Here is a 13,668-nt window from a genome sequence, read left to right on the forward strand (position 1 = left end):
CAAAAAGATTAAAATATTAGCTTGCATCGGTCAATAGCGGGTACAGGCTTCTCTAAATACCAGATCCAATTTTCTAAACAAACTGATTCAATACCAATACTCCAACAAGACCTAAAACAGAAACCAAACTTTCCATCATGGTCCAGGTGCTAAAAGTTTCTTTCAGGCTAAGGTTAAAGTACTCTTTAAACATCCAGAAACCTGTATCGTTTACGTGAGAAAACATTAAACTTCCGGCGCCGACTGATAATACCATTAATTCTGGCGATGCTCCCGGGCCAATTAGCGGGAGTACCATGCCCGAAGCAGTTAGTGCAGCCACTGTGGCCGAACCTAAAGTTACCCTGAGTGATGCGGTAATTAACCATGCGAGTAATAATGGCGATAAATTTAGGCTGCCGGTGAGTTGTTTCACCGTTTCGCCCATACCACTATCGATCAAAATCTGTTTAAAGGCACCGCCGGCTGCAATAATAAGGATTATCATGGCAATGCTTTTAACCCCTTCGGCACAAGATTCCATTGCTTTTGTAATGGAAGTTTTTTGAAGTGCCAGTGCAATAATAACCGAAATTAATAGAGCCGCGGTTGGATCGGCTAAAAATATAAAAAGTGGTTTACCGATATAATCTATCTTAATGCTGCTCCCAATGGTTCCGGCGATGATTAAAAATACCGGCAGCAATGCAGTAATAAAACTCCTTGAAGCAGATGGAAGGTTTTCTTCTTCACTAATTTTGAAGTTCTGGGTAGTTACCAATTGATTTTTTTTCAGAATCAATCGTGGAAAATAGATTCCGGCAATAACCGCAATGGGTACACTTAAAGTTAAGCCGTAAATTAGCGTTTTGCCAATATCGGCATGGAAAATACCTGCCAATGCAACAGGTCCCGGATGAGGAGGTAAAAAACCATGTGTTACCGAAAGGGCAGTAGCCATTGGGATGCCGATGTATAATTTTGATAGCCCTGTTGCGGCTGAAATGGCAAAAACCAAAGGGATTAACACCACGAAACCAGCATTGTAAAATAAAGGAATTCCCACCAATAAGCCGGTTAACAGCACCGCCCATTGAATGTTCTTTTTTCCGAAGGCTCCGATCAGTATGAAAACGATTTTTTTTGCCGATCCGCTGTCTTCAATCAGTTTACCCATCATCGCGCCGAGCGCCAAAACCATTACCATACTGCCTAGTGTGCTGCCTATACCATTGCTAATAGAGCTCATTACTTTTGTAGCAGGCATCCCCAATAAAAGACCAGTTATAATTGCCACCGCAATCAGGGCAATCATTGGGTTAATCTTTTTTAAGATCAGCACGAAAAGCAGCAGAATGCCGAAGAGTAGTATAAGTAATGACATTTGGTTAGGGCTTAGGTAATGTAATTAAATGTAGCTTTTACCACGGATAAACACTGATTTTATATTATCTATGTCTTCCTTTTTATCTCCCGAAATCGGGACAGGTCGTGGTTAATTTTTCATTTTTTAAGGTTTTTACTTTTTAACAGTAATTGTCCGTCCGGTAACGAGATGAAACTCGTAAACCCGGTACAGGCCATCGTCACTAATTTCTATATTTTCTACCAGGCCTGTTTTGCTAAAGGTATCGGTTACCATATCGCCGATTTTTACATCCTGGAGGATATCGTTAGGGGTATCGTTGTTTAATCTGATCATAAAGGTAAAAGTATCGATTATTAGTAAAACTTGTAGAATTGTTTCATTCGTTGTTGAACTCGTGCAGCTTGAAAGACAATGGGAATGACGGTATCCCGAGACTATTACCTGCTTGAGACGTCCCTGTTTTTACTTTTATTAATAAATCATTCTTCAGTTCCAACAAGCGCAGAGACAATCATCAAAGAGAAGCTGGTAGTGATGCGAAGCAGTATTCGTGAGGACACGAATCATGGAATCAGAACAATTACAGCTCTGTTTTCTCTGTGCCTTTCTCTGCCTTCTCTGTGGTTAACGCTTCGCACCAAACGCTGCCCATCCTAACTTTCAGTCCTTAAAATCTTCAACGGTGGTTGGTTCAGGATACTTCTTGTACTTAACACACCGGTAATTACCACAAGCAATACAATTGAGCCAAACAACAATAAGGTTGGTACAAACGGAGGCACGAAGGCGGCATCGAAAGTGAATTTGGCCAATGCCCAGCTTCCGCTTATGGCTAAAATCAATCCGGCGCCTGCTGCAAAGGCACCTAAAAAGAAATATTCAATCGCGTTTATGGCTAAAATCTGCTTTCTGCTCGCACCCATAGTTCGCAACAAAATACTTTCTTTTATCCGCTGGTTTTTACTGGTTAATACCGAAGATATTAAAACAATCCAGCCGGTTACCATACTAAAACCAGCCATAAACTGGATCACAAATCCGATTTTACTTAAAAGTTCATCCAGGAGTTTCAATACCAGATCTAAATCGATAACGGATACATTTGGGAATTTTTGTACTACTTCGCCCTGGAAACGAGCTGAAACTTCGCCCGATGGCACTCTGGTCATTAATACATGAAACTGTGGTGCTTCTTCTAATACTCCAGCCGGAAAAACGACTCTGAAATTGGTCTGCATCCGGCTCCAGTTTACTTCCCTTAAACTTCCAACAACAGTCGGGATCATCATGCCCTGAACATTAAAAAGGATCTTATCATTCAAACCAACGTTAATGGACTGGGCATAACGCTGATCCAGTGAAATATAAACCGTTTCATTGGGCTTTATTTTTCCGGTCCATTTACCAGATGTAATTTTCTCTGCTGCGGTTAAAGTATCCTGATAAGTAGCCCTGATTTCGTTGCGGTAAGCCCTTCTGTTATTGGTATCGGCACTGGCTTTCTTTCCATTAATTTCTTCAATCCGCATGGTAATTACGGGTACCTGGTTCATTAATGGTAGCTTGAAAGCTTTGGTTAAACTGTCTAATCCTTCTTTTTGGGTATTCTGGATATCGAACATTACCATGTTGGGCTGGTTAGCACCTGATGAAAGCGTAACGCGACTCATCAATATCCCCTGAACAAAAAATAGCGTACATATAAAAGCTGTTGATAAGCCGATGGAAACCGTAAGCATTAAAGTCTGGTTGTTTGGACGGTAAAGATTTGCAAATCCCTGTCGCCACAAATAGCTCGATGAGTTGGGCAAGAGTTTACGTACCAGGAACATCAATAATTTAGACAGTACAATGAGCAGTACAAAAGCAATGGCAATACTCAAGGTAAAGGCCAGTGTTTGTACCCAGGTTTTCATCTGCAAATGGGTAAAGCCGGTAATAAAGGCGGCCATAAGCAGGTACACCAACCAGGTGAGCGGATCTTTTCTGCCCCCTGCTTTTTCAAAAGATATCCTGATGGCGTTTAACGGTGAAATTTTCCGGACCGATAGGAGTGAAGGGAGCGCGAAAAGGATCGAAATAATCAGTCCTAATAAAATTCCCTGACCAACGGCTGGCCACGAAACCTGCATGGTAATTTCTATCGGCAGAAAATCTTTCAGCACCAATGGAAGCAAAAACTGTATGCCCGTACCTAATATTGCTCCTAAAACAGCAGCAGTTAAGCCAATAAAAAAGACCTGGATAAGGTAGATTAAAAAAGCATGACGTGATTTTAATCCTAAACACCTCAGCGTAGCAATCGCACCGAGTTTTTCCTGAATATACACATGAATCGCGCTACCTACACCAACACACCCTAGCAGTAAAGCGATAAAACCTGATAAAGCCAGAAAACGGTTTACATCTTTAAACGATCTTCCGGTCTGTTCTTTTCTCGATTCAACCGTATCGGCGTCAAATCCTTCTTTCTCTAATCTGCTGTCCTGCGTTTTTACCCATTCATCTATTTTCGACGGATCATTATACCTGAAATAGAATTTATTATTGATCCTACTTCCGGTTTTAATCAGATTTGTTTTATCGAGCGTTTGTAGTGGAATATAGACCGTAGGGGCGATACTTGCACCAATGCCGGTTTGGCCTGGAGCTTTGGTTAAAGTACCCAAAATGTTAAAATTGAGATCGCCTATTTTTACCGAATCACCAACTTTTGCATTAAACTGTAGCATCAGGGTTTGATCTACCAAGGCATTCCTTCCAGTTTGAAAATGTTTTGCTGCGCCTAGCGGAATGGTTTCTATTGTGCCATAATAAGGGTAATTCCCTTCAAGAGCTTTCATCTGTACCAAACGGCTGCCTCCACCTTTCTGAAAGTAAATCATCGAGGCAAAGGTTTTCTCCTGCGAGCGTTCATCGCCAAGGGTGTCGAGCATTTTTTGCATCGCTTTGCTTACACCTTTCCGGCTATCCAAAACCAGGTCTGCTCCGGTAAGTTCTTTTGCCTGAGCATTGATATCTTTTTGCAGGTTATCTTTAAAAGAATAAACGGCAACAAGGGCCGCGATGCCCAAAACAATAGATGAAATAAATAAAAATAAACGTACACGGTTTTTCCTGCTATCGCGCCAGGCCATTTTAAACAGCCACGAAAACTGAACAGACTGTTTCGGGAGGGTATTAGACATAAGTAGGGTTTTCGTCTGAAATAATTATGCCACCTTTAATTTTAATGCTTCTTGCCGTTCTGGCAGCTAGTTCAAGATCATGTGTTACGATGACCAATGTGGTTCCCGCATCTTTGTTTAAATCAAAAAGCAATTTGATTACTTTTTCGCTGGTTTCTGCATCAAGGTTTCCGGTAGGTTCATCTGCAAAAAGAATAGCAGGTTGATTCGAAAAGGCCCTTGCCAGCGAAACCCGTTGTTGCTCACCACCCGATAATTGTACCGGATAATGGTGTGAACGGTCGGCAAGGCCAACCTTGTCCAACAGCTCTAGTGCGTATGTGCGAATGTTTTTTGCTCCCCTTAATTCTAAAGGGACCATTACATTTTCGAGTGCAGTTAAAGTCGGTAGTAGTTGAAAATTCTGAAAAATGAAACCCACATATTGATTTCTAACCGCTGCCCTTTCATCTTCGTTCAGTTTCTCCAGGGCAATGCCATTCAGTTCGACTGTTCCGCTACTGGCCCGGTCCAAACCTGCACATAAACCAAGCAGGGTTGTTTTACCACTTCCCGAGGGACCTGTTATGGCCACAGTTGAGCCTGCAGCTATCGCAAAATTAATGTTATCCAAAACGGTGAGCTCCCGTCCGGCACTTTGATAAATTTTACTTACATTTCGGATGTTCAATATGCTTTCCAATAGCTGAATTTTTAGGGTTTGCGTATAGATTTTGGCCAAACATAACCAGGCATTGCCTGTTAAGGTAATGGTTAAATAATAATTAGATATAGATTAATTAGATATGTTACGAATAGATATGTTACGAAAACGATTAATGGGATTATTTGTTTTGAGTCTTGTACTGCTAAGCTGCGGAAATAAGGAAAGTAAAAGCAATAACGATAAAACTTTAGATTCGGCTGACCAAAAAACGGCAGTTGCAGCTACTAAGCAGAAGAATATCCTCTTTTTCGGTACCAGTTTAACAGCCGGTTATGGACTCGACCCAACGGAAGCTTACCCGGCACTGATTCAAAATAGGATTGATTCTCTGCAATTGCCTTATAAAGTAATTAATGGTGGATTAAGTGGAGAAACTTCTGCTGGCGGAAAAGGTCGTATTGATTGGCTACTTAAACAACGTGTGGATATTTTTGTGCTTGAACTCGGAGCGAATGATGGTTTACGTGGCTTACCTGTATCGCAGACGGTTAAAAACCTCCAGGCGATTATTGATCGTGTAAAAGCTAAATACCCGGATGCTAAAATGGTGTTGGCCGGTATGCAGGTTCCGCCAAATATGGGCGCAAAATATGCTTCAGATTTTAAAAATATGTTTCCAGATCTGGCGAAGAAAAACCAGATGGCCCTGATCCCTTTTTTATTGGATAAGGTAGGTGGTGTTCCGGAATTAAATCAGGCCGATGGTATACACCCAACTGCCGATGGAGATAAGATTTTGGCGGAAAATGTTTGGGTGGTGTTGAAAGGTTTGTTGTAAGCTTTCTCAGTTTTTAACCACAAAGATCACGGAGAAAAAGCACAGAGGGCGCTGAGCGGACTAAATTGATCAGGAACGAGTTGCATGCGGTGATGGTAAAAACCATCACCATTAGCATGACATTTTTAAAATTGAGGCGTATAAACTTCCTGTTAATATTTACCAACGAATGAAGACTTGTCCTCAAACCATTTACCAATAAGAGGAACAGGTTTTAGCGCACCATTAGCGGCATTGATAATCCCCATAATCCAAAGAATTACAAATGCATAACCCACAAAACCTAAAAAGGATAAAGCAGGTACTATACTGGCAATGATGGTAAAGGCTATATTGAAAATAATGCTGACAATAGCAATGCCTAGTGACTGTCTCAAGTGGTATTTAAGCAAAGTGTCGGCTTTATCTTTTCCAATAAAATAAGCTACTAACCAACCGATAATGGTAATGTAAGAAACGATTGAAAGGGTTTTGTTGTCCATGATTTCTGTTTTTTTTAGGTTGAAAATTATTTAGGTCAAATTTGGTGTTAATTACCACTACCTAAAAGAATCTGCCACCTACAGAGCGTCTACAGTATTTTTAAAAAACGTCTACAATACATCTACATCTGTTTTAAGTTGCTGTTTATCATGTATTTGTGTGTTTAGGTCGTTTCCGCTATTTGTCTACAATTTTATCCAGGTGCCAATCTTTATGTCATTTTTACAAGATGGAACATCAGGTTTTTTAAAAAAAAATATTATTCTTAATCGGCGTTGACATAAGTTTCTTTATCTCCTGTCTCAAACATTATGAAACAACACAGCAATGATCATTTAAGTGAGAAAGACAAACTTGCCCTGCTTATGCAATTGGTAGAAAGATATAGGTTTAATGCAACTGTGCAGCCGCAATTGTAAAGGCGCAATAACGCGAAAGCTTAGTAATAACCCCAAAAAGCTACCGAAGCGAAAAAAGCGTATGCTGGTTAATTGCCCAAAACATATACTTTATTTTTTGTTAATAATGAATCAAAAGGCACAACAAAACTCACCTTGACCGATTTAAACTTTGTGCTTACCTCCATAAAATGGACATCAAAAAAAATGCCCGGCGCATGCATATCGAAGCTTAATGCGTGCGTATAAGCCGCTACCGGATATAGCAAAAGTTGAGGGTTTGGTAAAGATGAAGACCTGAAGCTGTTATTGCAGGATATGGGGTAACATGCGCCTTGGAGCATTAATCCAAATTGTTGACTGAATTAAACTGTTTTTGTATTTCGGCGAATTGCTTTTCTTTTTTATTGATCACTGTACGCATTTCCAATTTGTGCTTTAATAATTGCCCCTGCTTTGCTATCACACTATCCCGCAACTGCTCTGTATTGGCTTTCTGGCTTTGTTGCTGTACTACAATTTCATGGCGATCAAAAACTTCCAGCTGTTTAACAGCTTCATAATAACTGATTGCTGCGCTTTTTAAAGCATTGCCATATTTGATATCATTTGTTTCTGCAGCATTTATCTTATTGATAATCTGATTAAAGGCTCTTTCTTCTTCGTTAACCACCTGAAGGGCACATTTAAAATCGCCATCAATTACACATTTTAGTTTCTTTTCGTTAAGGCCGTTTTTACCCACCATCATGTTAAATACAGCCCTATCAGCATGTTTAAGTACTGTATTTAGATGTGCTGCTTTTTTTGACTGACAAGAGATTAAACTTAAAATCAGCAGCGCTAAAAGGATATTTTTTTTTATCATGACAGTTTAAATGATTTGGTCTTCAAAATGTTTAGCTATTATTTACCTATCCTAAATTTTGAATGTTATTTCTGGTTCAGGTCGGTAATTAACAGGGGATTATCCTTTTTCAGTTTTTTGATCAGTTCTTCAACAGCCCCGATAGTGGGATTTTTTTTCAGTTCTTCTACCTCAGCATCGGTAATGCCCACCAATTGGAGAAAACTGAGTTCGCCATGAGGGGTGTCAATTTTTCCCAGTTCAGGATCCAATGCAAAAACAAAACCTGTTATTTGGGTATCAGTATTTAACCTTATTGGCCCATTGGCCGGGATGAAGTGGTTCTCCTCAAACCATTTGCCGCTCGAAAAAACATACCTGGCTAAATTATTCATCACCTGTATAGCCCAGACGGGATCATTTTCATCATCTTTAAATGGCGCTAACCTAAACGTAAATTCAAAACCCCACTTGCTAAACTCACCGCCAGCCTTTTCTTCATTATAATACAATTCGCTCATGCCGTAGCTGATGATGTGATGATGAAAGCTTTGGTGGTTGCTATCATAAATACTGGCACCATCTATCGGGTCGGTTCCGCCAGCCACATAATGGATGCCACACAAAGGCGGGTAATGGCGTGCTTCTGAAGTGCCATAAATTTTTTCCAGTTGATCATCTATTGCCTGCCATCCAGGTGTATCATCGGTTGTAAACTGTTGTCTGTATTCTTCAGTGGTCATCATAAGGTTGATTAAATTTAAAATGCTTTCAAAGATTTTGCCGTTTTACTTTAATATGGGTCTACCATAGTTAATTCCGCACAGCGATAGCAAAAAAACTAGTGCCTGACTGTTCACTTTTGTTTTAAAAGATGTTTAAGTTCAGGAAATGAAGTTGAATTTCCCTTCAAATACTTTTCCAATTAAAGGAACTGGCTTCTCTAAACTATTATTGGCGGTTACGATACCCAATAACATCAAAATAAAAGGAAGCAATAAAATAAGGTAAAAGATAAAACCCAGAGAAGGAATTATGGCCAGAATTACACTGCTTAGGACACTCAATAGGATGGAGGTAATAATAATCCCAAGCGACTGACCCAAATGATAATTAGCCAAAGAACTTTTTTCAGACGACTTTTTAAATTCCAGGTAAGAAATGATCCATCCGATGACTGTAATGTAGGCAACTATTGCAATTGTTTTCTGTTTCATAGGTTTAAATTTTAATGAATTGAACAATACAAAAATACCAGTGCCTATGTGCTCCATCAAGAAAAGGAAACCTACACTGCGACTACCAATTTTTGAAATAGTGTCTACAAGGAGACTACAAAAAACCTTTAAAACAGTTTAATTTCAATTATTTATTGTAATTCTGTTCCTGTAAAATGTTTCTTTTTATTTTTGATTATGCAGCTACCAATGAAAAAAATATCGAGTATCCTACTTTGTCTTTTATTTTTTTTTAAAAGTGCCGAAGCACAAAAGATCTATATCGATTCCTTAAATCATTTGTTGGCACAGAACAGCATTTCGAAAGAGGAAAAGGCAAATCTGCTCTGCAAACTGGCCAAGGCAAATTTTGAAAAAAACCTTCAGCTTTCTTTTCAGCAAGCCAATGAGGCCCTTAAGGTTGGAGAAGGGTTAAAGGACGGGAAGAGTAAAGCCATGGCCTACGCAACACTGGTTCATTTGTACGTGTGGAAAAAGGACTTGAAAAGTGCCTATGCAAGTTTAGACAGTGCCATGTACTATGCACATAAAACAAAAGACCGCGTTACATTGGGTTTTGTATGGTTCAGAAGTGGTTGGTTAGACCTGGTGAACGATGATAATGATAAATCAGCGGCAAAGTTGCTTAAGGCACTTGATTTTTTAAAGGGTCAGCATGCAGATGACTACGAAAGTACCATATATCATTATCTGGCCAGTTTTTATGGCTATGGCAATGATCCATCAAAACAGCAGAAATACGCCCGTTTATGTTATTTAAGTGCAATAAAAAGTAAACAGATTGACCTGTTAAATAATGCCTATCTTACTATCGGACAAACTTATTTTGACCGTTTTAAGCTTAATACGCTAAAACGTAATCTGCTCGACTCTGCATTGTTTACCTATAAAAAGTCACTTCAGCTTTCAAAAAAGCAGGAGGGCCGTATGCTTATTTACAGCAATACTGCTGCGGCAGCTTTAAATACCGCCAATGTTTATTTTCAATACTTTCCGCCTTCATATCGCGATAGTGCCGAAAAATATGTCGATATCGCAATGGGTATTGCTACAAAAACAAATTTATTGGAGGTTTTACTAAACTGCTATGGATTAAGAAGCGAATATGCGCTACGCGACGGAAATTATGATGAAGCAGAAAATCTATTGCTCACCGGATTGGGTAAAATTTCTGGCAGTATAATAAAAATGCCTTTAACTCAGGCACGGATATACCAGGGGCTTGCAACTATTGCCGAAAAAAAGGGTAACCAGCAGACTGCCTTAAACTATTTGAAGCAATATTTTAATTATTATAAAAAGGCTTTTGATGAAGAAAAAATTAACAGCACCATTAGAATAGAAGCTCAATATCAATCTGAAAAAAAAGCGCAGGAGATAGCCTATTTACACCAACAGACCAAGTATACAAAAAAACTGAATGCTTATTACATCATTTCAGGTTTGACGGGGATTGCCGCTTTGCTTTTACTGCTCATCTCTTATAATTATAAACTCAAGGCATCGATTAGAAAACAAGAGCTGATCGACCAGGGAAAAAAGGCCGCAGAATTAAAGGCACAGCTAAAAGAGGCGGAAGCTATGCAACTTCAAACGGAGCAGGTTTTACTTAAAGAGCGTCAGGAGCGATTGGAGAAAGAAGTATTGGCCAGTAATTTACAAATTGAAGAAAAAAATGAACTACTGGAGCTCATACCAGAAAAGGTAAATATTGGAAGCCATCTTTCGCTTGATGAGCAGATTAAACGGATTGTGAATCAGCAGAAAAGGATGGATAAAGAATTTGAGGAATATAAGACAGATTTTTTTGATACTAATCCTGTTTTTTTTGAACGCCTGCAAGAGAAAGCAAACCAGACACTTACGCGGCTTGATTTAAAATATTGTTCTTATATGCTAATGGGTTTAACCAATAAAGAGGTTTCCATCCGTTTAGGTATCGAACCGAAAAGTGTGCGCATGAGCCGTTACCGGATTAAACAAAAGCTGGGTTTGGGAAAAGAAGAGGATTTGAATCTGTTTCTGCAGCAGTTAGGGTAAATGCTCTTCCAATAGGCTCAGAATAACATCTTTTGCGATTTATCCCTTAGGGGATGCGTCAGTTAGTATCATTGCTTTTCTATTGGTACCGGACACCGATATCAGTTTACCTTTATCTGTATCAGGATAAAATTAATCTAAAATGGAAACAGGCCAGAAGTAAAATTTTTCTTTCGTTATACTCACGGATTTATTTATTTTTATTTAGTATGATTATAAATAAATAATTTAGATTTGCGCAATTATCAAATAAACCAATTTTTTTATGCTTAAAAATCTACAAAAGTGCCGTTTCGAGAGATTCTATTTCAGAAACAGAGGACTACTGTTTCTATTATTGCCCGTATTTTTATTATTATCATTTACTGCAGGCGCGCAGACTGCTATGCTAAGTGGTACCGTAAAAACGGCAGATGGGAAACCGGCAGATTTCATAACAGTATCCATTCCGGAATTAACTAAGAGTACAATGACCAATGAAAGGGGTGAGTTTTCATTCAGCCGTTTACCATTGGGAAGTTATAAAGTGGTTGCCAAAGCGCTAACTTCTTTGGCGCTGGAGCAGCAGGTGAATCTGGTTGCAGGCAACAGAAATAAGGTAAGTTTTATACTTTCTGAAACTTCAAAGCAATTGGAAGAGGTACATATCCTGTCGAGCAAAAGCAAGAAACTGGCCAGTAAGAAAACCGATTACGTAGCCAGGATGCCACTGGAAAATCTTGAAAATCCGCAGGTATATAGTGTGGTTAGCAAGGAACTTTTAAAAGAACAGCTTACCGTTGATATTAAAAGTGCCGTTCAGAATACTCCGGGCGCGGTGGCCTATAACTTTCCTGCGGGGGGCGTGGGCATTGCCTTTAGGGGTTTCATCAGCGGTGTTAATGCCAGAAATGGCATGGAGACATCTGCTACCCGCTCGTCACTTGATATTTCCAATGTGGAAAGGATCGAGGTACTGAAAGGACCTTCGGGCACTTTATTTGGTTCTTCTGTTTCTTCATTTGGCGGTGTGGTAAACCTGGTAACCAAGAAACCTTTTGATAGTGCTGGTGTGGAAATCTCTTACACAGGCGGAAGTTACAACCTGAACCGTCTTACTGCTGATGTGAATACCCCGCTTAACAAAGACAAATCTGTACTGTTCAGGATCAATGTGGCGGTAAACAAAGAAGCCAGCTTCCTGAGCTACGGTTTCAATAATACCTATGCCATTGCACCTACGCTGACCTATAAGGTATCTGACAAGCTTAGCTTTAACCTGGATGCAGAACTTTTTAATGCAAACAATACACGCCGTACCTACAACACTTATACCGCCAGTTCAGGGATAAAGACTCCTGGAGAGGTTTTATTGGATTACAAGACCTCTATGTTCCATGATGACAATAGTGGTAAAACTTCTGCTTCAAAAATCTTTGCACAGGCAGTATATGAAATTTCAGATAATTGGAAATCGACAACCTTATTCTCTTTTGTAGTTGAAGACGTTGATTATAGCTACCAGTCTTATGCAAACTGGACCTCACCAAGCCAGGTAACCAGACAGGTGGGTTTATGGGGGCCGATTTCGAATAACTATACCAATATCCAGCAGAATATAAACGGTCAGTTTTCAACCGGTGGAATAAAACATAAATTCCTGGGCGGTTTAAACTATAGATTCTATGACGGTAGTCGCCGTGCAGGAGGAAATGTACTTACCCTTGATAACATAGATGTAACCAAAACCTTTGCTCCGATAAGAAGAAAGGCAGTTGATGCAGGACTTATATATTATACCTCTGCCATAGCAGACCAGGAGACCTGGAGTGCCTATGCCTCTGATGTGGTTAACTTCACTGATAGGCTTTCGGCAATGTTAAGCCTGCGTTTGGACAGGTTCGAACGCAGAAAAGTGGCCGCTACAGAAGGATTTAAGCAAACGGCTTTATCTCCTAAATTGGGCTTGGTTTACCAGGTGGTTAAAAATAAGGTATCGCTATTTGGTAACTACATGAATGGCTTCCAGAATCTTGCCCCTGTAACACAACCCGATGGAAGTACATTAGTTCTCGATCCGGTTTATGCCGTTCAATATGAAGGCGGTATAAAAGCAGAGCTTTTCAATAAAAAATTAAGTGCTACAGCCAGCTATTATAATATTGCGATCGATAATGCGACCCGTGTAGAAGCCAATTTTACGTTCCAGGACGGAAAACAGAAAAGTAAAGGTATCGATCTTGAACTGATTGGGAATCCAGTTGCGGGCTTGAGTATTGTTGCAGGTTATGCGTACAATGATAACCGCATCGTAAAATCAAGCAATCCAGCCATAGAGGGTAACAAAGCAGTTTCTTCGCCAGAAAATGTGGCGAACTTTTGGGTAACCTATACCTTACAGAACAAGTTAAAGGGGCTGGGGCTGGGTTTCGGCGCCAATTATGTGGATGATAATTTCTTCACTACCGATAATACTTTCTACATGCCATCTTATACGGTTTATGATGCCACCTTATTTTATGAGCAGCCTAAGTGGAGGCTTGGTTTAAAGCTGAACAACATTAGCAATAGAAAATATTGGGACCTTGGCGGAAACTCGCAGGCACCAAGAAACGCAATGGCCAGCTTGTCATTTAAATTTTAAGTAACCAGGGAGAGGCGCT

The 13,668-nt window shown here is 39.8% G+C and carries 11 protein-coding genes; 3 read left to right on the forward strand and 8 right to left on the reverse strand.

The window, feature by feature from the left end:
• Positions 1-73 precede the first annotated feature (73 nt).
• The 4 genes from BCL90_RS01575 to BCL90_RS01590 all read right to left on the reverse strand — a co-directional run bounded on the left by BCL90_RS01575 (position 74) and on the right by BCL90_RS01590 (position 5,218).
• Complete coding sequence (locus BCL90_RS01575) at positions 74-1,363, reverse strand: gluconate:H+ symporter (RefSeq protein WP_121282207.1); 1,290 nt, start codon at positions 1,361-1,363, stop codon at positions 74-76.
• A 135-nt stretch (positions 1,364-1,498) separates the two neighbouring features.
• Positions 1,499-1,681, reverse strand: a complete 183-nt coding sequence (locus BCL90_RS01580; protein WP_121282208.1) for a hypothetical protein — start codon at positions 1,679-1,681, stop codon at positions 1,499-1,501.
• Positions 1,682-2,001: 320 nt separating this feature from the next.
• The gene (locus BCL90_RS01585; protein ID WP_121282209.1) at positions 2,002-4,536 is read right to left on the reverse strand and encodes an ABC transporter permease; all 2,535 of its coding nucleotides are present in this window, start codon (positions 4,534-4,536) and stop codon (positions 2,002-2,004) included.
• The gene (locus BCL90_RS01590) at positions 4,529-5,218 is read right to left on the reverse strand and encodes an ABC transporter ATP-binding protein (protein WP_121283415.1); all 690 of its coding nucleotides are present in this window, start codon (positions 5,216-5,218) and stop codon (positions 4,529-4,531) included. The genes BCL90_RS01585 and BCL90_RS01590 overlap by 8 nt, the downstream gene beginning before the upstream one ends.
• Positions 5,219-5,336: 118 nt before the next feature.
• Here BCL90_RS01590 and BCL90_RS01595 point away from each other — a divergent pair, with 118 nt between their 5' ends.
• Entirely contained in the window at positions 5,337-6,020 is a 684-nt protein-coding gene (locus tag BCL90_RS01595; protein WP_121282210.1) for an arylesterase, read from the forward strand.
• Between the two features lie 152 nt (positions 6,021-6,172).
• On the opposite strand, the gene BCL90_RS01600 is transcribed toward BCL90_RS01595, so the two are convergent.
• The 4 genes from BCL90_RS01600 to BCL90_RS01620 form a co-directional block, all read right to left on the reverse strand.
• Positions 6,173-6,502, reverse strand: a complete 330-nt coding sequence (locus BCL90_RS01600) for a DUF4870 domain-containing protein (RefSeq protein WP_121282211.1) — start codon at positions 6,500-6,502, stop codon at positions 6,173-6,175.
• A gap of 742 nt (positions 6,503-7,244) precedes the next feature.
• A complete protein-coding gene (locus BCL90_RS01610) occupies positions 7,245-7,769 on the reverse strand; it encodes a hypothetical protein (protein WP_121282213.1) in 525 nt (174 codons plus the stop codon).
• Positions 7,770-7,834: 65 nt separating this feature from the next.
• The gene (locus BCL90_RS01615) at positions 7,835-8,494 is read right to left on the reverse strand and encodes a suppressor of fused domain protein (RefSeq protein ID WP_244095029.1); all 660 of its coding nucleotides are present in this window, start codon (positions 8,492-8,494) and stop codon (positions 7,835-7,837) included.
• Between the two features lie 138 nt (positions 8,495-8,632).
• Positions 8,633-8,965: a DUF4870 domain-containing protein gene (locus BCL90_RS01620; RefSeq protein ID WP_121283416.1), complete on the reverse strand. Its 333-nt coding sequence runs from the start codon at positions 8,963-8,965 to the stop codon at positions 8,633-8,635.
• 210 nt (positions 8,966-9,175) lie between these two features.
• Here BCL90_RS01620 and BCL90_RS01625 point away from each other — a divergent pair, with 210 nt between their 5' ends.
• Positions 9,176-11,026 (forward strand): LuxR C-terminal-related transcriptional regulator, encoded by a 1,851-nt coding sequence (locus tag BCL90_RS01625; RefSeq protein ID WP_121283417.1) that lies wholly within the window; start codon positions 9,176-9,178, stop codon positions 11,024-11,026.
• A 265-nt stretch (positions 11,027-11,291) separates the two neighbouring features.
• A complete protein-coding gene (locus BCL90_RS01630) occupies positions 11,292-13,649 on the forward strand; it encodes a TonB-dependent receptor (protein WP_208529828.1) in 2,358 nt (785 codons plus the stop codon).
• The last annotated feature ends 19 nt before the right edge of the window (positions 13,650-13,668 follow it).

Source organism: Pedobacter alluvionis, from assembly GCF_003664035.1.
In the GTDB taxonomy this organism is placed as follows: domain Bacteria; phylum Bacteroidota; class Bacteroidia; order Sphingobacteriales; family Sphingobacteriaceae; genus Pedobacter; species Pedobacter alluvionis.

What these genes read in the sequence shown, in the direction of transcription:
- BCL90_RS01620 (WP_121283416.1), bottom strand. Translation starts at nt 8,965, where the DNA reads ATGAAACAGAAAACAATTGCAATAGTTGCCTACATTACAGTCATCGGA.
- BCL90_RS01595 (WP_121282210.1), top strand. Translation starts at nt 5,337, where the DNA reads ATGTTACGAAAACGATTAATGGGATTATTTGTTTTGAGTCTTGTACTG.
- BCL90_RS01580 (WP_121282208.1), bottom strand. Translation starts at nt 1,681, where the DNA reads ATGATCAGATTAAACAACGATACCCCTAACGATATCCTCCAGGATGTA.
- BCL90_RS01585 (WP_121282209.1), bottom strand. Translation starts at nt 4,536, where the DNA reads ATGTCTAATACCCTCCCGAAACAGTCTGTTCAGTTTTCGTGGCTGTTT.
- BCL90_RS01630 (WP_208529828.1), top strand. Translation starts at nt 11,292, where the DNA reads ATGCTTAAAAATCTACAAAAGTGCCGTTTCGAGAGATTCTATTTCAGA.
- BCL90_RS01610 (WP_121282213.1), bottom strand. Translation starts at nt 7,769, where the DNA reads ATGATAAAAAAAAATATCCTTTTAGCGCTGCTGATTTTAAGTTTAATC.
- BCL90_RS01625 (WP_121283417.1), top strand. Translation starts at nt 9,176, where the DNA reads ATGAAAAAAATATCGAGTATCCTACTTTGTCTTTTATTTTTTTTTAAA.
- BCL90_RS01600 (WP_121282211.1), bottom strand. Translation starts at nt 6,502, where the DNA reads ATGGACAACAAAACCCTTTCAATCGTTTCTTACATTACCATTATCGGT.
- BCL90_RS01575 (WP_121282207.1), bottom strand. Translation starts at nt 1,363, where the DNA reads ATGTCATTACTTATACTACTCTTCGGCATTCTGCTGCTTTTCGTGCTG.
- BCL90_RS01615 (WP_244095029.1), bottom strand. Translation starts at nt 8,494, where the DNA reads ATGATGACCACTGAAGAATACAGACAACAGTTTACAACCGATGATACA.